The sequence below is a fragment of the Bradyrhizobium sp. USDA 4472 genome (genome assembly GCF_054058595.1).
Genome location: NZ_JBSSAM010000001.1, coordinates 5,362,356 through 5,380,465, shown reverse-complemented (window position 1 = coordinate 5,380,465; position 18,110 = coordinate 5,362,356). Strand labels below are relative to the sequence as shown.

General features: G+C 64.3%; 19 protein-coding genes. 13 read left to right on the top strand and 6 right to left on the bottom strand.

The window, feature by feature from the left end; all coding sequences use genetic code 11:
* The first annotated feature begins 33 nt into the window (after nucleotides 1–33).
* Nucleotides 34–1,152 (top strand): branched-chain amino acid ABC transporter substrate-binding protein, encoded by a 1,119-nt coding sequence (locus tag ACVWZ4_RS25015; protein ID WP_092228003.1) that lies wholly within the window; start codon nucleotides 34–36, stop codon nucleotides 1,150–1,152.
* A 75-nt stretch (nucleotides 1,153–1,227) separates the two neighbouring features.
* On the opposite strand, the gene ACVWZ4_RS25010 is transcribed toward ACVWZ4_RS25015, so the two are convergent.
* Complete coding sequence (locus ACVWZ4_RS25010) at nucleotides 1,228–1,614, bottom strand: response regulator (RefSeq protein WP_456741425.1); 387 nt, start codon at nucleotides 1,612–1,614, stop codon at nucleotides 1,228–1,230.
* 275 nt (nucleotides 1,615–1,889) lie between these two features.
* Here ACVWZ4_RS25010 and ACVWZ4_RS25005 point away from each other — a divergent pair, with 275 nt between their 5' ends.
* Together ACVWZ4_RS25005 and ACVWZ4_RS25000 are read left to right on the top strand one after the other, a co-directional pair.
* Nucleotides 1,890–4,670, top strand: a complete 2,781-nt coding sequence (locus ACVWZ4_RS25005; RefSeq protein WP_456741424.1) for a PAS domain S-box protein — start codon at nucleotides 1,890–1,892, stop codon at nucleotides 4,668–4,670.
* A 57-nt stretch (nucleotides 4,671–4,727) separates the two neighbouring features.
* Nucleotides 4,728–5,723: a P1 family peptidase gene (locus ACVWZ4_RS25000; RefSeq protein WP_456741423.1), complete on the top strand. Its 996-nt coding sequence runs from the start codon at nucleotides 4,728–4,730 to the stop codon at nucleotides 5,721–5,723.
* 16 nt (nucleotides 5,724–5,739) lie between these two features.
* Here the strand turns inward: ACVWZ4_RS25000 and ACVWZ4_RS24995 are convergent, their stop codons facing one another.
* Complete coding sequence (locus tag ACVWZ4_RS24995; RefSeq protein WP_456741422.1) at nucleotides 5,740–6,531, bottom strand: EF-hand domain-containing protein; 792 nt, start codon at nucleotides 6,529–6,531, stop codon at nucleotides 5,740–5,742.
* Nucleotides 6,532–6,784: 253 nt separating this feature from the next.
* Between ACVWZ4_RS24995 and rpe the strand changes: the two genes are divergently transcribed.
* The 4 genes from rpe to ACVWZ4_RS24975 all read left to right on the top strand — a co-directional run bounded on the left by rpe (nucleotide 6,785) and on the right by ACVWZ4_RS24975 (nucleotide 8,180).
* Nucleotides 6,785–7,486 carry a ribulose-phosphate 3-epimerase gene (gene rpe, locus ACVWZ4_RS24990; RefSeq protein WP_456704374.1) on the top strand — a complete coding sequence of 234 codons (702 nt, stop codon included), beginning with the start codon at nucleotides 6,785–6,787 and terminating at the stop codon, nucleotides 7,484–7,486.
* A gap of 160 nt (nucleotides 7,487–7,646) precedes the next feature.
* Entirely contained in the window at nucleotides 7,647–7,781 is a 135-nt protein-coding gene (locus ACVWZ4_RS24985) for a hypothetical protein (RefSeq protein ID WP_456704375.1), read from the top strand.
* A gap of 4 nt (nucleotides 7,782–7,785) precedes the next feature.
* A complete protein-coding gene (locus ACVWZ4_RS24980; RefSeq protein WP_456741421.1) occupies nucleotides 7,786–7,965 on the top strand; it encodes a hypothetical protein in 180 nt (59 codons plus the stop codon).
* Between the two features lie 23 nt (nucleotides 7,966–7,988).
* Nucleotides 7,989–8,180, top strand: coding sequence for a hypothetical protein (locus ACVWZ4_RS24975; protein WP_456741420.1), 192 nt, complete (start codon nucleotides 7,989–7,991; stop codon nucleotides 8,178–8,180).
* Nucleotides 8,181–8,186: 6 nt separating this feature from the next.
* Here ACVWZ4_RS24975 and ACVWZ4_RS24970 read toward each other — a convergent pair whose 3' ends face one another.
* Nucleotides 8,187–9,635, bottom strand: coding sequence for a serine/threonine protein kinase (locus ACVWZ4_RS24970; protein ID WP_456741419.1), 1,449 nt, complete (start codon nucleotides 9,633–9,635; stop codon nucleotides 8,187–8,189).
* A 6-nt stretch (nucleotides 9,636–9,641) separates the two neighbouring features.
* On the bottom strand, nucleotides 9,642–10,382 hold the full coding sequence (locus ACVWZ4_RS24965; protein WP_456704379.1) for a metallophosphoesterase family protein: 741 nt from the start codon (nucleotides 10,380–10,382) through the stop codon (nucleotides 9,642–9,644).
* Between the two features lie 222 nt (nucleotides 10,383–10,604).
* On the opposite strand from ACVWZ4_RS24965, the gene ACVWZ4_RS24960 reads away from it, so the two are divergent.
* Nucleotides 10,605–10,910 carry a hypothetical protein gene (locus tag ACVWZ4_RS24960; RefSeq protein WP_456704380.1) on the top strand — a complete coding sequence of 102 codons (306 nt, stop codon included), beginning with the start codon at nucleotides 10,605–10,607 and terminating at the stop codon, nucleotides 10,908–10,910.
* Nucleotides 10,911–10,925: 15 nt separating this feature from the next.
* On the opposite strand, the gene ACVWZ4_RS24955 is transcribed toward ACVWZ4_RS24960, so the two are convergent.
* Entirely contained in the window at nucleotides 10,926–11,513 is a 588-nt protein-coding gene (locus ACVWZ4_RS24955; protein ID WP_456735587.1) for a TetR family transcriptional regulator, read from the bottom strand.
* Between the two features lie 498 nt (nucleotides 11,514–12,011).
* Here ACVWZ4_RS24955 and ACVWZ4_RS24950 point away from each other — a divergent pair, with 498 nt between their 5' ends.
* Entirely contained in the window at nucleotides 12,012–13,184 is a 1,173-nt protein-coding gene (locus ACVWZ4_RS24950; protein WP_456704382.1) for a M20 aminoacylase family protein, read from the top strand.
* 20 nt (nucleotides 13,185–13,204) lie between these two features.
* On the opposite strand, the gene ACVWZ4_RS24945 is transcribed toward ACVWZ4_RS24950, so the two are convergent.
* The gene (locus ACVWZ4_RS24945; RefSeq protein WP_456741418.1) at nucleotides 13,205–14,131 is read right to left on the bottom strand and encodes a LysR family transcriptional regulator; all 927 of its coding nucleotides are present in this window, start codon (nucleotides 14,129–14,131) and stop codon (nucleotides 13,205–13,207) included.
* A gap of 157 nt (nucleotides 14,132–14,288) precedes the next feature.
* Here ACVWZ4_RS24945 and ACVWZ4_RS24940 point away from each other — a divergent pair, with 157 nt between their 5' ends.
* The 4 genes from ACVWZ4_RS24940 to ACVWZ4_RS24925 are packed head-to-tail and all read left to right on the top strand — an operon-like array spanning nucleotide 14,289 to nucleotide 18,097.
* The gene (locus tag ACVWZ4_RS24940) at nucleotides 14,289–15,365 is read left to right on the top strand and encodes an ABC transporter ATP-binding protein (protein WP_456763700.1); all 1,077 of its coding nucleotides are present in this window, start codon (nucleotides 14,289–14,291) and stop codon (nucleotides 15,363–15,365) included.
* A gap of 19 nt (nucleotides 15,366–15,384) precedes the next feature.
* A complete protein-coding gene (locus ACVWZ4_RS24935) occupies nucleotides 15,385–16,446 on the top strand; it encodes an extracellular solute-binding protein (protein WP_456741417.1) in 1,062 nt (353 codons plus the stop codon).
* 15 nt (nucleotides 16,447–16,461) lie between these two features.
* Nucleotides 16,462–17,295 carry an ABC transporter permease gene (locus tag ACVWZ4_RS24930; protein ID WP_456735591.1) on the top strand — a complete coding sequence of 278 codons (834 nt, stop codon included), beginning with the start codon at nucleotides 16,462–16,464 and terminating at the stop codon, nucleotides 17,293–17,295.
* Nucleotides 17,282–18,097, top strand: a complete 816-nt coding sequence (locus tag ACVWZ4_RS24925; protein WP_456704387.1) for an ABC transporter permease — start codon at nucleotides 17,282–17,284, stop codon at nucleotides 18,095–18,097. The genes ACVWZ4_RS24930 and ACVWZ4_RS24925 overlap by 14 nt, the downstream gene beginning before the upstream one ends.
* Nucleotides 18,098–18,110: the final 13 nt, after the last annotated feature.

Here is an 18,110-nt window from a genome sequence, read left to right as displayed (position 1 = left end):
AACTTCCACAGGCGATCACCCGCGAGGTATCTCATGAAGTCACTGAAACTCATCGGTCTGGCATTCGGCGCGTCGGTCGCGCTGTCGAGCGCGGCATTCGCGCAGGATGTCACCATCGCAGTTGCAGGTCCGATGACCGGCACTGAATCCGCCTTCGGCCGACAGATGAAGAACGGCGCCGACATGGCCGTGGCAGACATCAACGCCGCCGGCGGCGTCAACGGCAAGAAGCTCGCGCTCGATGTCGAGGACGACGCCTGCGATCCCAAGCAGGCCCGCTCGGTCGCGGAAAAGATTGCAAGCGCGAAGATTCCGTTCGTCGCCGGGCACTATTGCTCGTCGTCGTCCATCCCGGCGTCCGAAGCCTATGCCGACGGCAACGTGCTCGAGATCACGCCTGCCTCGACCAACCCGCTGTTCACCGAGCGCAAGCTCTGGAACGTGGCGCGCGTCTGCGGCCGTGACGATCAGCAGGGCCTGATCGCCGCGCAATACATTGCCAAGAACTTCAAGGGCAAGAACATCGCGATCCTCAACGACAAGACCACCTACGGCAAGGGTCTGGCGGATGAGACCAAGAAGGCGCTCAACAAGGCCGGCATCACCGAGAAGATGTACGAGTCCTACAACAAGGGCGACAAGGACTTCAACGCGATCGTCTCGCGCCTGAAGAAGGACAACATCGATCTCGTCTATGTCGGCGGTTACCACCAGGAAAGCGGCTTGATCCTGCGCCAGATGCGCGACCAGGGCCTCAAGACGATCCTGATGGCCGGCGACGCGCTCGCCGACAAGGAATACGCCTCCATCACCGGCCCCGCCGGCGAAGGCACGCTGTTCACCTTCGGTCCCGATCCGCGCGAGAAGCCGACCGCGAAGAAGATCGTCGACGCCTTCAAGGCCAAGAATATCGACCCCGAAGGCTATACGCTCTACACCTACGCGGCGATGCAGGTCTGGTCGCAGGCAGCCAAGAAGGCCGGCACCACCGATCCCAAGAAGGTCATGGAAACGATGAAGGCCGGCAAGTGGGACACCGTGATCGGCCCGATCGAGTATGATGCCAAGGGCGACATCAAGCAGCTCGACTACGTCGTCTACAAGTGGGACGCCAAGGGCGGCTACGCCCAGATCAAGGGCAACGGCACTTGAGACAGGACTGCTGACCTTTTAACTCCACCAGCGTCAACGCCCCGGCTCGCCGGGGCGTTTTGTTTCGGCACGCCCTCAGACGGCTGCGAAAAGCTCGTCGCCCGCCGCTTCCTGCGCCTTCCGGAGCGCCTGCAGCAGGTCGTTCGGCCGAAACGGCTTTTGCAGGCATATCACGCCGTCGAGGCCGGGTGCCTCGCCCATGAAATCCAGCGCCGTCATCCCGGATATCGCCACGATCGGAAATCCGGGAATCCGTTCGCGAATAGCTGCCATGACCTCGATCCCGCTGGCATCGTTCAGGAAAATGTCGACGATCGCTGCATCGAAAACGTTCTCGCCGAACGCCTTCAGGCCCACCGCGCCACTCTCCGCCTCGACCACGTCGTATTGGTTGACCCGAAGAACAATCGAGACCATGGCACGGACGTCCTTTTGATCATCGACAACAAGGACACGGGGCATGGGAACAACTCCCGGATTCGTATCATTAACTGGTTCAATTCAACGGCGGGGGGCGCCCGGCCAGTATGGGGTCCGTCCAGTAAAGCCAACCTTACCGACTTCCTATTCCGATTCCCTGTCCGAGTTAAGTAAGCTGTAACCCTCGGTTGAGTCGTGGGCACGTTCCCTCAGGACACGCGCCCGGAGCCGGCTACCATGGAGGCGAGAGCCGACAATCCAAGGCAGCCGGCCAACGAAGCCACGTGGACTACCCATCGACCTAGCGAGAGGTTGACGTGCACGCAAAGAACGACCGAAGCACATTCCTTTCGACCTTGCCGGCCACGCAGCGCGATCGCGCTGGAGCATTGGCGATCGTCGGGGTTTCCGCGATCCTGTTCGCAATCGCCGTGCCCTTCGCGGGCACGCCGCTGGCCCAGGTACCGGGCTTCGTGGCGAGCTATCAATCGGCGCTCACGGTCAGCGACATCATCACGGCCGTTCTGCTGCTGTCGCAATTCTATGTGCTGCGCAGCCGCGCACTGCTGCTGCTGTCCACCGGTTATCTGTTCACCGCAGCGTCGGCGGTAACCCACGCCCTGACCTTCCCAGGGCTGTTCGCGCCGACCGGACTGCTGGGCGCCGGGTCCCAGACCACGGTCTGGCTCTACATGATCTGGCACGGCGGTTTCCCATTGCTGGTGCTGGCCTATGGCTGGCTGAAGGATGCCGACGGTGGCCCCAAGGTCGAGGGACCGACCGGGCGCTCGATCGTGGTCGCCGTCCTCGGCGTGATCGCCGCGATGATCGTCATCGCCTGGGTCGTCACGGCGCAGCACGATCTGCTGCCCGTCCTGTTGAAGGACGGTCGCTACACCACCACCATGATCGGGGTGGTATCATTCGTCTGGTCCTTGAGCTTCGCGGCGCTGATCACGTTGTGGCTCCGCAAGCCGCATACGGTGATCGACGTCTGGCTGATGGTCACCATGTGCGCCTGGCTGTTCGACATCGCATTGTCGGCGATCGCCAACGTTGCGCGCTACGATCTCGGCTTCTATGCCGGCCGGCTCTACGGCCTTGGCGCTGCGAGCTTCGTGCTCGCCGTGCTCCTGATCGAGAACGTTCGTCTCCAGGCCACCACGATGGGCCTCCTCGGCCGGTTGCGCGAGCAATCGGCTTCGGAGCGCGACTACTACGACAAGCGCCTCGCACTCTACGGTGCGGTCGTCGAGTCCTCCAACGATGCCATCATCACCCAATCCCTCGACGGCATCATCACGGGCTGGAACAAGGCCGCCGAGCGCCTGCTCGGCTATTCCGCAGCGGAGGCCATCGGCCAGTCCATCGAGATGATCGTGCCGCAGGATCGCAAGGCAGAGGTCAGAAGCATTCTCAACCGCGTCAGCAACAACGAAACGATCGCCCAGCAGGAGACCGTCCGTGTGCGAAAGGACGGGCGCCCGATCGACCTCGTGCTCAATATCTCTCCCTTGAAATCAGTCAGTGGTGAGATCATCGGCGTCTCCAAGATTGCCCACGATATCACCGAGGAGAAGCAATCACGAGAAAAGCTGCGCCGCGAGATCGAGGAGCGCCAGCGCATCTTCGAGACCTCGCAGGACCTGATCCTGGTCACCGACGGATTCGGCAATTTCATCCAGGTCAGCCCGAGCGTGAAGGAGATTCTCGGCTTCACTCCGGAAGACATGATCGGGCACAGCGCGACAGAGTTCATCCACCCCGACGATCTCGAGAGGACGCGCGAGGAGATGCGCGCGGCCCGCCGCGGTCATATCAAGCGCAGCTTCGAGGCGCGCTACTATCATTACGACGGACACGAGGTCACGCTGAACTGGATGGGCACCTGGTCGGAGCCGGTGAAGCGCCATTTCTTCATCGGCCGCGACCTCACCGACAAACAGGCGGCGGAGGCCCAGCTCCGGCAGGTCCAAAAGATGGATTCGATCGGCCATCTGACGGGCGGCGTCGCCCACGACTTCAACAACGTGCTCACCGTCATCACCGGCACGATCGGTATCCTGGCGGACGCAGTCGCCGACCGGCCGGAGCTTGCCGCCATCACCAAGCTGATCGACGATGCCGCCGAGCGCGGCGCGCAGCTGACCAAGCATCTGCTCGCCTTCGCCCGCAAGCAGCCGCTGCAGCCGCGCGAGATCGACGTCAATGCGCTGATCCTCGAGGCCACCAAGCTGCTGCACCCCACGCTCGGCGAGCAGATCACCATCATGCCGCAGCTCACCGAGGATGCCTGGCCCGCTTTGGTCGATCCGGGCCAGCTTTCCACCGCGATCCTCAATCTCGCGCTGAACGCACGCGATGCCATGCCGGACGGCGGCACCCTGGTGCTTGAAACCCGCAACATCTTCCTCGACGACGGCTATGCCAGCATGAATGTCGACGTCGTCGCCGGCAAGTACGTGATGATCGCGGTCAGCGACACGGGATCGGGAATTCCGGCCGCCCTGCTCGATCGGGTGTTCGATCCTTTCTTCACCACCAAGGAGGTCGGCAAGGGCACCGGCCTCGGCCTCAGCATGGTGTTCGGCTTTGTCAAGCAGTCCGGCGGTCACATCAAGATCTACAGCGAGGAAGGCCACGGCACGAGCGTGAAGATCTATTTGCCGCGTTCCACCGGCGTGCAGGAGACCGAATACGAGGTGCTGCAGAATGTGCCCATCGCCGGCGGCAACGAGAAGATCCTGATCGTCGAGGACGACGCGCTGGTGCGGCAGTATGTCGTGACCCAGGTCAAGAGCCTCGGCTATGCCGCGCTGGAAGCGGCCAACGCGGCCGAAGCCCTCGACATCATCGATGCGGACGAGGACATCGACCTGCTCTTCACCGACGTCATCATGCCCGGCAACATGAACGGCCGCCAGCTCGCCGACGAGGCGGCACGGCGGCGCCCGGAGCTGAAGACGCTGTTCACCTCGGGCTACACGGAAAACGCCATCGTCCATCACGGCCGGCTCGATTCCGGCGTGCTGCTGCTGGCGAAGCCCTACCGCAAGTCGGAACTCGCCAGGATGCTCAGGACGGCGCTGGCGAGTTGAGCCTGTCGCTGGCGTGGGCTATCGCTGAAGCCATGCTAGCCGCATGGAGTGCCGCCCTTGAAAAACCTCCTCACTGACGTCGCCGGCGTTCGCGTCGGCCATGCCCATGACGCGAAGCTCGCCTCTGGTGCCACGGCCGTCGTGTTCGACCAGCCGGCGGTGGCGGCGATCGACGTCCGCGGCGGCGGCCCCGGCACCCGTGAGGATGCGTTGCTTGACCTCGCCAACACGGTCGAGCGCGTCGACGCGATCGCATTGTCGGGCGGCTCCGCCTTCGGTATCGAGACCGGCGGCGGCGTGCAGGCCTGGCTCGCCGAGCAGGGCCGCGGCTTCCGCGTCCGCGAGGCGCTCATTCCGATCGTGCCGGGCGCGATCCTGTTCGATCTGCTCAACGGCGGCGACAAGGCCTGGGGCCGCTTCGCGCCCTATCGCGATCTCGGCTACGCCGCGGCGGTCGCCGCCGGAACGGGCTTTGCGATCGGAAGCGTCGGCGCCGGCCTGGGCGCCACCACCGCGACATTCAAGGGCGGGCTCGGCTCGGCCTCCGCGGTGACCAGCAATGGGGTCACGGTCGCGGCGCTCATCGCCGTCAATGCGGTCGGTAGCGCCACCGTCGGCGACGGACCGTGGTTCTGGGCGGCGCCGTTCGAGGTCGATGGCGAGTTCGGCGGCCGCGGGCTGCCCGAGGCGTTCACGGACGACATGCTCAAGATGCGCGTCAAGGGCGGCCCCGCCGCAAACGAGCGCGAGAACACCACGATCGGCGTCGTCGTCACCGATGCGGTGTTGACCAAGCCGCAGGCCAAGCGGCTGGCGATGATCGCGCATACCGGCTTTGCGCGCGCGATCTACCCGGTTCATGCCCCGACGGATGGTGACGTTTTGTTTGCCGCCGCGACATGTGTCAAGCCGATCGATCCGGTCGTCGGCCTGACCGAGCTCGGCATGGTCGCCGCCAACGTGGTCGCCCGCGCGATCGCCCGCGGCGTATACAGCGCAACCGCGCTGCCGTTCCCGGGCGCGCAGCCGGCATGGAAGGACCGGTTCGGCTAAGGTCTCAAAAAGCGCGTCAGACGCTTATCGAGATCGAGGAGGAGGCCGCGTTCGCCGATGATCCCTGTCCCTGGCTCTGCATCATCTGCGCAAACCAGTCATAGGGCGTATTGCCGGCGCCGGAGCCATTCGAAGAGCTGGAGGCGCCCGGCACGGTCGTCGTCATCTTGAAACCGTCGGCGTAGGTGACGGTGGTCGTGGTCGAGCCGTCGGCGCTGGTCGAGGTGGTCGTGGTCGAGCCGCCGCTCGACGATGACGACTTGGAATCCGAGCCGCTGCCCGACGCATCGCCCGAGCCGCTCGCCGCCTGCGCGTGGTGGTGGCCGCCATGATGGCCGCCGGCGCCCTTCAGCGCCTTCGACATCTCGTCGAGGCTGACGCTGCCGTCGGAATCGGTATCCAGCTTGGAGAACACGTCGTCGGCCTGCGCCAGATTGGTGCCGCCCGCGCCCAGCGCATTCTCGAACTCCGACTTGCTGATCTGGCCATCGCCATTCGCGTCGAGTTGCGAGAACAGGTCTTTCAGCGCTGCGTCGCGGTCCGTCGAGGTCGAGCTGGCCGGGTCCGTCGACCGGCTTTGCGCGGCGAACAACGCATTCATCGTGTCCGGCGAGATCTGCGGATAATAGCCCGCATTCACCGACGAAGCCGCACTGCTGGACGTGCCGCTGTTGCTGCCGTCGATCGCAAAGGGATTGCTCGCCGCATTTTGCGACGAGCCCGCCTGCGGCGTCGCGGACGATTTCGAGCTCGTCAGCGATTGAATGGCATCGAGCGCACTCGAGACCGCACCAAGAGCAAACAACATTGCACAACTCCAACCGATGCGGCATGCCGCGGCCAATGTTCCGCCGTTGAGGTCAGCAAGCGTCGTGCCAGCGCGAAAAGCTCAATGTAATCCAGCCCGGCCGCGCTTTATGGGCACCGGGAACATCGGCAATTCATGCCGCCACCGGCAGAATTTTCCGCCCACAGGAAGCTGATCCTCCGCGCATTGCCGGGCCGGGAGGCCCATGTTAGGCGAGGCCGTTCGTCCTTCCGCTGCCACGGGAAACCGCGCCATGACCCAAGCCTTCGCCCCCCGCCCCCTGGCCATCGCCCCCTCGATCCTGGCTTCGGATTTCTCCAGGCTCGGCGAGGAGGTTCGCGCGGTGGACGCGGCCGGCGCCGATTGGATCCATCTCGACGTGATGGACGGCCACTTCGTGCCGAACATCTCCTACGGCCCCGACGTCATCAAGGCGATGCGCCCGCACACCAAGAAGATCTTCGATGCGCATCTGATGATCGCGCCCTGCGACCCCTATCTGGAAGCCTTCGCCAAGGCCGGCTGCGACCACATCACCGTGCATGCCGAGGCAGGTCCGCATTTGCACCGCTCGCTGCAGGCGATCCGCGCGCTCGGCAAGAAGGCCGGCGTCTCGCTCAATCCGGGCACGCCGATCAGCGTACTGGAATACGTGCTCGACCTCGTCGACCTCGTGCTGGTGATGTCGGTCAATCCAGGCTTCGGCGGCCAGGCTTTCATTCCCGCCGCGATCGGCAAGATCCGCGACATCCGCGCGATGACCGCGGGACGGCCCGTCGACATCGAGGTCGACGGGGGCGTCGGCCCCGACGTCGCGGGCGCGCTCGCAGCGGCCGGCGCCAATGCCTTCGTCGCCGGCACGTCCGTGTTCAGAGGCGGCACGCAGGAGGCCTACAAGACCAACATCGCGGCGATCCGCAACGCCGCCGCGGGCGCACGCGGCGAAGCGATCTGAGCTGTAGCGAGGCTCGGAAAGCGCCGAAAACCTGCGGCTTGTACGGAGGCCACAGCGGGCATCGCTTAAAATTGCAACTATGATCCGTACTCATCCGGGCTTCACTGATTCGCGCAAATCACCGCTACTAACTCCCGTCTGCTTTTGACGGGAGCACATCATGACGACGACCCTGGTTTGGACTGGCGTGGCGTTGTGGATCGGTTTCAGCGCGTTCGTCGTGTTTGGCCCATCGGCCGGCCCGGACAAAGTCCCGGCGCGTTCCACGCCTGTCATCCGCCGCGACAGGGCCTGATCCCATGCAGATCGCCCTCACCAAGCTTCAGCCGAAACGCCGTTGCCGAATCCCGCGTCGTCCGCATCCGAACCTCGATTATTTCTTCGGCCGCCTCGAACGCGCCGAAGGTACGCTCGACGATGATTCCCGCCCCGACAATACCGACCTCGATCATTCGTTCGCCCCACAGCGTCGACACTGAGCCCCTTTTTCCGGATTGAAACCATGAAACCGCACTGCCCGAATTGCTTCAAGGAAATGGACAAGGCAGCCGCCTCGCGCAACCTCTTCAGCTGCGAACCCTGCCGCGAGATCATTCAGTATTTTGGCGGCAGCGTGGATCACGGCGAACCCGCTCCCCAGTTCTCCTGGCCGATCCGCCGCAAACGTGCCGTCCCCGCCGCCCAGGCCGCCTGATCTGTCCTAGCCCCACACCACGCCGGCATCCGGTTCTGGCAGAGCCATTCGCGGCGGCCGCACGACGGTGACGGTGCAGGTCGCCTCCGCGGCCACCTTGGCCGAGACGCTTCCGAGCAACGTGCGCCTGAACGAGCCTTGCCGGGCACCGATGATGACGTGGTCGACCTGATTGACCTCGGCAAATTCCAACACGGCGGCGGCAGGATCGACGGCTTCCAGCACATGAACCGATAGCCGGCTTTCGTCGAGCTTCAACGGCGTCGCCCAATGCCGGAGCGCGACGAGGCGGTCGATATGCTTGTTGGAGCCCTGCTCATCCAGCGTCTTGTCGATGGCGATGCGGTTGAGCTTCAGCACGTTGACACAGGCCAGCCGTGCCGACGGCAGGGTCGCGAGGATGCGCTCCGTGGTGACCCGTAGCGACTCGTTCAGTTCCGGCTCACCCTCGGCCGTATCCAGCGCGACTGCGACGATCGGGCTCATCGCAATTTGCGTCGCAACATCGGATCTCCCGCCCTGCGGCTTGACGTCGGGGTTGAAGCGGCGCCGCCAGGCCACACTGAGAGGATCGCGCTTCAGGCGTTCCGCGCGCGCGGTGAGCTTGACCTGGTCCGGATGGGTCAGATCGAAGGCCAGCTGAGCTGCCGTCGGATAGCGCCAGTCCGGCTCGATCTCCAGGCACCGCAGCACCACCTCCTGGAGCCAGGGCGGATAGTCGCTGCGCAGCGCGCGCGGCGGATAAGGATCGCGCCACAGCCGACGCCGCATCGCGCGCAGCGTCTCGCCCTCGCCAAAGGGACGTTCGCCGGTGGTGAAGAAATAGAGCAGCACGCCCAGGGAAAACAGGTCACTGCGCGGATCGTCGCGCACCCCTCGAAGCCGTTCCGGCGCCATATAGGGCGCAGTGCCGTAAGGCAGGCGGAACTCCGCCTGCAACAGATCGGGCAGATGATTGTGATGAGACAGGCCGAAGTCGATCAGCACGGCCTCGCCCCGCGCCTTCTCGTCACTCCCGCGGAACATGATGCTGCTAGGCTTGATATCGTGATGGATCACGTTCTGCCGGTGCAAATCGGCAAGGGCGGTCGCGATTTTTGCGACGAGCAGCCGCACTTCGTCGTAAGGCAGCGGCAGGTCGGGCAGCCGCTTGTAGAGGGTCGTTCCCGAAATGCGCTCGATCACGGCATAGGCCTGATGCGCGAAATCACCGGTGCCGTAGCAGTGCGGTACATGGGGTCCCGTCAACCGCGGCAGGATCATCATCTCCATCTCGAAGGACACGATCGCGGCGGGATCTTCGCCTTCGGACGCCCTTGGGATCTTCATCAATAGCGGCACGTCGATATCGGCATGGGTGACGGTCCAGAGCGTCGCCATGCCGCCGGCATGCACGCATTCGCCGATGGTGTAACCGTCGATGACGGCGCCTGACTTGACGAGAGGTATCGGCATCGGTCTCTACCGCCCCTCCGACAGCCGGTCGGCGAGCCAGTGCGGCAGGCCGTTCCCGCGGATCCGGTTCGCCGCGCTCGCGATGTCATAGGGCGCGCGACAATACGTGATTTGGCATAATGCCGTATCGAACAGCGCGAACGCCGCCGACGGATCACCGTCGCGCGGCTGGCCCACGGCACCGAGCACGGCGAGCCATTGCCGGCCGCGCAGCAGCGGCACCGAAACGTCGGTCTTGGGCACGAGGCCCGTCATCTTCGCCGTCACCGACATCGAATAGAGCGCGGGACGATGGATGTGGCCGCAGAAGGTCACGTGAGCCGTCGTCGATATCAGGCTCTTGGCGGCATCCGCCGTCGAGCGGATGTAGTGCCAGCGCTGGGGCTGCGAGGCTTCCGAGTGCACGAACAGACGGTCGCCGTCCTCGACGAGCATCGGCAGTTCGGCGAGAAACCGGCGCTGCGCGGGGTCGAGCCGTCCGCGCGTCCATTCGATTGCGATCTGCGCTTCATTGTTCATGGTCTCGGACGAGGAGTTCACCGCATGGTCGTGATTGCCGCGGACGGCAACGGCGCCCTGGGCGACCAGCTCCATCACGGTATCCACGACCCATTCCGGGTCGGCACCATAGCCCACGAAATCGCCGAGCAGGACGAACCGCTCCGCGCCCCTGGCGCGGGCCGCCTTCAGGCACGCCTCGAATGCCTGCCGGTTGCCATGGATATCCGAGAAGACAGCGAGAAGCACGCACCCTCCACCCTCCACCCTCAAACTCTTACTGGGGGCTGATAGAGCCAATTCGAGGGAGTCAACAAGATGCGCCTGCGCGAGGCGCTTTACCAGCCGCCCACTGGGGCGATGGGGACTATTGCTCGTCCTTGGGCGGCATTTCGGATGGCTGCAGGGACGAGGTGATTGGAACGAAGACCGTTCAGCTCCGGTTAATGGCAGAGCGAAGGAGTAGGCCTCATGAGTACGGGTCATCACAAGGAAACCGCCCATCCTCCGATCATTACGGTAGGCGAGCTCATCGACGAACTCTGTCGGCTGCCTGATACCGCCGTCGTCCGCTTCCGGTGTCCCATGCTCAATCAGGAGCTGACATTCTATCACCTTCGAAAGCGGTCGAAGGACACTGTCGAAATCGCGATCAATGCCTATCCGGAGAGTCCGCCGATCGTGCCGGCATCCAACGGCGGGCTCCACGCGCGCAGGCATGCGGCAGCTTCGCCCGCGGTTCGCGCGGACGGACCTCTTCACAAGGCGAGAGGGTGAGTCGGGCGTAGCGACCTAGCCTGCCTTCAATCCGCGCAGCACCAGCGCGAGCGTCGCATCGACACGCGCCGGCAGCTCGGCATCCTTCCACTCATCGGCATGCGCCGGATGATGGAAGCGACAGGTCGCATCGAACAGTGCGCGTGCCGTGACCTTGACGTCGTCAACCGCGAACACGCCCTGCTTGACGCCGTCGGACAGGATCGCCGCGATCTGGTCAATCATGGTATCCTTGTGGCACCTGACGGCCGCACAGGCCTCGCGCGCCAGGGTCAGATAAGTCTCGAACATTTCAGGGTCGTCGAGCACGCGCGAACGTTTTGCAGCAAAGAGCGTGCGCAGCCAGCGGTCGAGCCGATCGGCCGCGGGCCCCTGCTCCCTGGCGATTGCCAGAAGCGGCGCGTCGATGCGGTCGAGCCAACGTTTGGCGACGGCTTCGCGCAGCGAGGCTTTGCTCGGGAAATGGCGGTAGACGCTGCCGTGGCTCACATCGAGCGCACGGGCAACATCGACCACGGTGGCCTTGGCGAGTCCGTAGCGCCGCAAGACGTCCTCGGTGACTTCGAGGATCCGTTCCGGCGTCAGGATAACGGCTTCGTTCATGCCAGCACCTTGTTCCCGTTCAGGGTTGACCGGACGATGGAGCTGCTTCCGAAGCGCCCCACCTGGTCGTTTCGGAAAGCTCTCGCCTCAATGAGGCAGTTTTGCAGCCTGCGCCGCGATCTGGCGCGCGACCAGCAGATTGAGCCAGTGCCCAATCGTGCCGGTGAGATTGATGATTTCGATCGTCATTGTCTTTGTCTCCATTCGTCCGCGACCCTCGCCCTTGAATGACGACCCTCGATCCGAGTGGATTTCGGATGTCGGGCTCCCCCCGGAGGTGGCCACGGGACACCCAATCGGAGCGTCCGGGAACGGATATACACGTCTCGCTGACAGATTTCAATATCTGTCAGTCAATGATGCGTGATTGAAAGTTAACTTTTGCCATCAGGAGGGCTCCCGCCCACCCGCGGGCCTGATCAACAAGCGCCTGTGACACAGCGGTGGCTTACGCTACGCTCACCCGCCCAAGAACTCATCACAAGAAGCGGACCCCCCATGCCCATCGTCAACCGCATCGCCGCCCTCTCCGACGAAATGGCCGCCTGGCGACATGACTTTCACGAGAACCCTGAGTTGCTCTACGAGGTCCATCGGACCGCCGGCATCGTCGCCGAGAAGTTGCGCGCGTTCGGCTGCGACGAGGTGGTGACGGGCATCGGCCGCACCGGCGTCGTCGGGGTGATCCGCGGCCGCAAATCCGGCTCCGGGAAGGCGATCGGCCTGCGCGCCGACATGGATGCGCTGCCGATCATGGAAGCCGCCGATGTGCCCTACGCCTCGAAGGTCCCCGGCAAGATGCATGCCTGCGGCCATGACGGCCACACCGCGATGCTGCTCGGCGCCGCAAAGTACCTCGCCGAGACGCGCAATTTCGATGGCACCGCAATCCTCATCTTCCAGCCCGCCGAGGAAGGCGGTGGCGGCGGCAAGGCCATGGTCGAGGACGGCCTGATGACGCGCTGGAACATCGAGCAGGTCTACGGCATGCACAACATGCCGGGCCTGCCCGAAGGCCATTTCGCCACCACGTCAGGGCCGCTGCTCGCCTCTTCCGACAACATCCAGATCACCGTCCGCGGCAAGGGCGGTCATGCCGGCGCAACGCCGCACCAGGCGATCGACAGCGTCTTGATCGGCTCGCAGATCGTGAACGCGCTGCAATCGATCGTCGCCCGCAACGTCGATCCGCTGAAATCGGCGGTGATCTCGGTGACGCAATTCCACGCCGGCACCGCTTTCAACATCATCCCGGAGACCGCCGAGCTCAGCGGCACCGTGCGCACGCTCGACCCTGAGGTGCGCGATCTGGTCGAGCGCCGCATCGGCGAAGTCGCCGACAGCGTCGCCCGCGCCTATGGCGGCACTGCCGAGACGAAATACTCGCGGATGTATCCAGTGACGATGAATCATCCGCGCGAAGCCGTTGTCGCCGCCGACGTGGCCCGTGACATCGTGGGCAGCGAGCGCGTCAACGACCGCATCATTCCGATGATGGGCGCGGAAGACTTCTCGTTCATGCTGGAGGAGCGCCCCGGCGCGATGGTGCTGGTCGGCATGGGCGACAGCCCGGCGTGCCACCACCCGGCCTACGTCTTCAACGACAACATCCTCGGCCACGGCGCCTCGTTCTGGGTGCGCCTGATCGAGACGGCAATGCCGGCGGGCTAGATACGCCGATTTGCGGAGCATCAGGACGTGCGGCGACGCACGTCCTGCAGATCCGCATCCATGCCGGCGGCAAGCCCGTCGGCGACGATTCGCGCGATCTTCGGGAACGGCTTGCGCGCATCGATGGCCACACTCACGGTCTGCGGATCGGCCCCCTTGTCGCGTACGGGCACGAACACCAGCGCGCCGCTGACGAGCTCGGGGGCGGCATCGAGCTCGGAGGTGAAAGCAACGTAGTTGCCGCTCCCCGCGAGGCGCTTCACCAGTTGCAGCGAATTGGTCTCGATCGTCCCCTCCGACAACAGCCAGCCATGGCGTGCCTCGAGGTAGCGCCTGATCGCCAATGCCTTGTTTTGCAGGACGACGGGATAGCCTGCCACTTCCTGCATGCTGGTGGTCTTGCGCTGGGCCAGCGGATGGTTCGGCGCGACTACGCAGCCGAAGGGCAGCTCGCGGCGCCACAGCACATGGATCTCACGGTGCGGATTGAGATTGAAGGCGGCAATCAGATCGGCGGCTCCGGACAGCAGCGCGGTCTGCGCATCATCCGTGCCGGCGACCTGAATCTCGAGCGAGATACGGGGATGGCGCTCGTTCAGCTCGCTCACGAACCGCGGCAGGAATCCGTTGACATGGCTGTCCATCGCAACGAGACGCACATGGCCCTGGTTGACGCCCTGCAGCTGCTTGAACTCGGCATTGGCCCGCCGCTCGTCCGAGCGCCAACGGCGCGTCAGCGCGACCAGCGCATCGCCCGCCGGCGTCAGCCGCATGCCGCCGGTCACGCGCTCGAACAGGGTGACGCCGAGATCGCGCTCCAGAAGCAGGATCTGGCGGTTGATGGCAGACGCCGCGATATTCATTTCCCGGGCAGCGCTCTGGATCGATCCGGACCGCGCCACCTGGTCGGCATAGCGCAATGCCGCCGGAACGAGCGACCCTCTCACGTGACCTGCACCTGCCCGCACCCATTCTAATTTTGCGTATGGAGAATTGCCTATTCTGTGCTGGACGGCAATGGGTGATTGAGCCGAACATGTGCGCCGAGGTGATTTCCTTCGACCGCTGCAAGGTGCCCGTCGCAGGTTTTGGGGCAAAACGTTCATGACTGCGTCTCGCTCGCATCGGCTCCGGCTGGACGCCATCACGCACCGGTTCGGCGCGAGCACGGCCGTGCGGGATATCAACCTCGATATCTCCGGCGGCGAGCTCGTCGCCCTGCTCGGCCCGTCCGGCTGCGGCAAGTCGACCTTGCTGCGGATCATCTCCGGCTTCATCCGGCAGAGCGAAGGCCGCGTCCTGTTCGACGACAGCATAGCCGATGCCCTGTCGCCCGCGGAGCGCGGCGTCGGCATCGTCTTCCAGAACTACGCGCTGTTTCCGCACATGAGCGTCGGCGAGAACGTCGCTTACGGCCTCCAGGCGCACAAATGGCCGCGCGAGCGCATCGCCAAGCGCGTCGCCGAGATGCTCGATCTCGTCCATATGGGCGAATTCGCCAGCCGCAGGCCGCGAGAACTGTCCGGTGGCCAGCAGCAGCGCGTGGCGCTGGCCCGCTGCCTCGCCATCGATCCCAAAGTCCTGCTGCTCGACGAGCCCTTCGGAGCCCTCGACAAGAATTTGCGCCTCGACATGCAAATCGAGGTCAAACGCCTCCAGCGCCAATCCGGCATCACCACCATCCTGGTCACCCACGACCAAGAGGAGGCGCTGTCGATGGCCGACCGGATCGCGGTGATGTCGCGCGGGCGCATCGAGCAGATCTCGACCCCGACCGGCATCTACGACACGCCGCAAACGCTGTTCGTGAACGAATTCGTCGGAACCACCAACGTGCTGCGCGGTGAATTCATCGAAGGTTCTGCCGTTCGGCTCGAGAACGGCCACGTTCTCCCCATCAGCCCGAACAAAACACTTCAGCAGGGGCACGCGGTCGTCGTGTCGATCCGTCCTGAGCAGTTGCGCTTCCGACCAGCTCCGTCCGATGGCGCCTTCACCGCGATCATCACCACGGTGCTGCCGCTCGGCGCGCAGGTCGTCTACGACGTCGCGCTGACCGCGGGCCCCTCGCTCAAGGTCGCGGAGACCCGCGATGCCGAGGGCGCGCTGCGCCCGGTCGGCGCGACCGTTTATCTGGCACCGGCCTCACCGGCGGCCTGCCATGTATTCCCCGCATCCTGAGTCCGGAGAGAACGCCGCCATGACATCATTCAGAACCGTTACGATCGATCGCCGGCGCCTGTTGCGCAGCGCCGGCGGCCTCGCGCTCGCGGCGAGCCTGCCGCCCGTCGCGCACGCACAGAACAAGACGCTGATCGCGGCAACCTTCCCCGGCACCTGGAACGAGGCGGACCGCGACGTCATCGCACCGGCGTTCAAGCAGCTGACCGGCGCCGCCGTTACGCAATCCATCATCCTCGGCACCGACCAGGTATCGCGGCTCGTTGCCGCCAAGGGCAATAAGCCGCCGTTCGACGTTGCGTTCTTCGACGCACCGCAGGTGATCGATGCGGTCCGCGAAGGCCTGATCGTGGAATATCCCATCGCGCAGTCGCCCAACTACAAGGACTTGCTGCCGACCGCCCAGGACAAATGGGGCCCGAAGATCACCATGCAGGTGATCGGCCTCGGCTACAATCCCGACAAGATCAAGATTCCGCCGACGAGCTGGGACGATCTGCTCGATCCAAAATACAAAGGCCGCGTCGGCCTGACCGCGCTCAACAGCCAGCTCGGCATCGCCTTCCTTGCCGAGATCAACCGCCTCAAGGGCGGCACCGACGAGGATTTCGAGCCGGCGTTCAAGTTCCTGAAGCAGCTCTTGCCGAATGTCGGTGCGATCGGCGCCAATCTCGGCGCGTTCGCGACGCTGTGGCAGCAGGAGCAGATCGATATCGCTCCCTACAATTTCAACTTCGTCCAGACGCTCAAGGCCAAGGACGTGCCGGTCGAATTCATGGTCCCGACGACCGGCCCGGTCGGCTGGTCGACCAGCCTGCACATCGTCGCAGGCGCCGCCGAGCCCGAGCTTGCAGTCCGATATATCGACCTGCATCTGGCCGCAGCGACTCAGGAGAAGCTGCTGAAGCCGCCCTATGACGTCATTCCGACCAATGCGAAGGTCGAACTCGGGGGCGCCATCACCAAATCGCTGGCCAGGACGCTCGACGATGTCGCCAAGATCCGCACCATCAACTGGGAAAAGATCAACCCGCAGCGCGGCGCGCTGATCGATCGCTTCAACCGCGAGATCAAGCTTTAAGGGGGAGACCTGGCGATGGAGGCCGATTCAAGGCTCGTCCTGCCGCTTGCCGCCCTCTTCACGGCATTCTTTGTCGCGCCGCTCGTGGTCCTCCTCCTGCTGTCCCTACATGGCGACATCGCCATGCAGGGCTGGACACTCGGCAACTACGCGAAGTTCTTCAGCGATCCCTTCAGCTACTCGATCCTGATCGATACGCTCCTGCTCGGCGTCAAGGCAACGTTAGTGTGCCTGTTGTTCGGTTACCCCGTCGCCTGGCTCTGCGCACGCGCCGGCGCACGTTGGCAGAGCGTGCTGGTGTTCCTGGTCATCCTTCCGATCCTGACCTCAGTGGTGGTCCGCACCTTTTCCTGGATCGTGATTTTGGGCCGGCAGGGCCTGCTCAACCAAATCGTCATGGGGCTCGGCCTCAGCAACGAGCCGCTGCGACTGCTCTATACCGAGGTTGGTGTCGTGATGGTGCTTGCCCAGGTGCAGATGCCGCTGATGGTGCTGCCGATCCTCACCGTGCTGTCGAAGCTCGACCCGAATCTTGGCGATGCCTCGCGCGTGCTCGGGGCCGGCGAATGGCGCACCTTCTTCCGCATCACGCTGCCGCTGTCGCTGCCCGGCATCATCGCCGGCTGCATCCTGACCTACGCCGCGAGCATCACGGCCTTCGTCACGCAGACTCTGATCGGCGGGGCGCGGCTGATCTACATGCCGCTTGATATCTACCAGCAGGCGGTCGGCGCCAATAACTGGCCGTTCGCCGCGGCGCTGTCGATCATCTTCATGGTCACGGTGATGATCGTCGTCGGCGTGCTCGGCGCTATCGGCCGCAGGAGCGAGATTCATGGCCGGGCTTAGACGAATCCGCTGGGAAGCCCTGTCGCTCAAATTCGTCTTCGGGTTGCTTGCGGCCATCGCCTTGCTGTTCCTGATGTTGCCTACCGCAGTCGTGCTGCTGACCTCGCTCACGTCATCGCAATCCCTGCGATTTCCGCCGCCCGGATTCTCATTGCGCTGGTATGTCGCGCTGCTCGACGCCGACCAGATGCAGCGCGCAGGGCTGAACAGTCTGATCGTGGCGTTCTGGACCACGCTGCTGTCGACGATATGCGGCACGGCCGCAGCGCTCGCGATCGCGCGCAGCCGCTCGCCGATGATGCGCGCAGCCGACCTGCTGTTCATGTCACCGCTGCTCCTGCCTGCGCTGTCATTCGGCTTTGCCGCGCTGATCTTCATCAACAGGCTCGGCCTCTCGCCGAGCATTCCCCTCCTTGTGCTCGGCCATGGCATCGTCTGCGTGCCTTTCGTACTGAGAACGACCCTCGCCTCCCTGTCGCAGCTCGATGCCAGTTTGCTCGAGGCCTCCGAGAGTCTCGGCGCCGATCGCCTGACGACGTTTCGCCGCATCACCCTGCCGCTGATCGGGCCCGGCATTGGCGCGGGCGCCTTTCTCGCCTTCATGGCCTCCTTCGACAACGTTCCGGTGTCGCTGTTCCTCGCCGACGAGCGCACCGAGATGCTGCCGATTCATCTCTGGCAACAGATCGAGACCAATCTCGACGTTCGCACCGCAGCCGCCTCAGGCGCGATCGTGATCGCCACCCTGATCCTGATGCTGCTTGCCGAACGCTTCGCCGGACTGACCCGGCAGATGCGCTGAACGGAGATTTTCG

Bases quoted from the DNA above. Each gene is read 5' to 3' on its own strand.
- ACVWZ4_RS25015 (WP_092228003.1), top strand. From the start codon at position 34: ATGAAGTCACTGAAACTCATCGGTCTGGCATTCGGCGCGTCGGTCGCG.
- ACVWZ4_RS25010 (WP_456741425.1), bottom strand. From the start codon at position 1,614: ATGCCCCGTGTCCTTGTTGTCGATGATCAAAAGGACGTCCGTGCCATG.
- ACVWZ4_RS24995 (WP_456741422.1), bottom strand. From the start codon at position 6,531: ATGTTGTTTGCTCTTGGTGCGGTCTCGAGTGCGCTCGATGCCATTCAA.
- rpe (WP_456704374.1), top strand. From the start codon at position 6,785: ATGACCCAAGCCTTCGCCCCCCGCCCCCTGGCCATCGCCCCCTCGATC.
- ACVWZ4_RS24985 (WP_456704375.1), top strand. From the start codon at position 7,647: ATGACGACGACCCTGGTTTGGACTGGCGTGGCGTTGTGGATCGGTTTC.
- ACVWZ4_RS24980 (WP_456741421.1), top strand. From the start codon at position 7,786: ATGCAGATCGCCCTCACCAAGCTTCAGCCGAAACGCCGTTGCCGAATC.
- ACVWZ4_RS24975 (WP_456741420.1), top strand. From the start codon at position 7,989: ATGAAACCGCACTGCCCGAATTGCTTCAAGGAAATGGACAAGGCAGCC.
- ACVWZ4_RS24970 (WP_456741419.1), bottom strand. From the start codon at position 9,635: ATGCCGATACCTCTCGTCAAGTCAGGCGCCGTCATCGACGGTTACACC.
- ACVWZ4_RS24960 (WP_456704380.1), top strand. From the start codon at position 10,605: ATGAGTACGGGTCATCACAAGGAAACCGCCCATCCTCCGATCATTACG.
- ACVWZ4_RS24955 (WP_456735587.1), bottom strand. From the start codon at position 11,513: ATGAACGAAGCCGTTATCCTGACGCCGGAACGGATCCTCGAAGTCACC.
- ACVWZ4_RS24950 (WP_456704382.1), top strand. From the start codon at position 12,012: ATGCCCATCGTCAACCGCATCGCCGCCCTCTCCGACGAAATGGCCGCC.
- ACVWZ4_RS24940 (WP_456763700.1), top strand. From the start codon at position 14,289: ATGACTGCGTCTCGCTCGCATCGGCTCCGGCTGGACGCCATCACGCAC.
- ACVWZ4_RS24935 (WP_456741417.1), top strand. From the start codon at position 15,385: ATGACATCATTCAGAACCGTTACGATCGATCGCCGGCGCCTGTTGCGC.
- ACVWZ4_RS24930 (WP_456735591.1), top strand. From the start codon at position 16,462: ATGGAGGCCGATTCAAGGCTCGTCCTGCCGCTTGCCGCCCTCTTCACG.
- ACVWZ4_RS24925 (WP_456704387.1), top strand. From the start codon at position 17,282: ATGGCCGGGCTTAGACGAATCCGCTGGGAAGCCCTGTCGCTCAAATTC.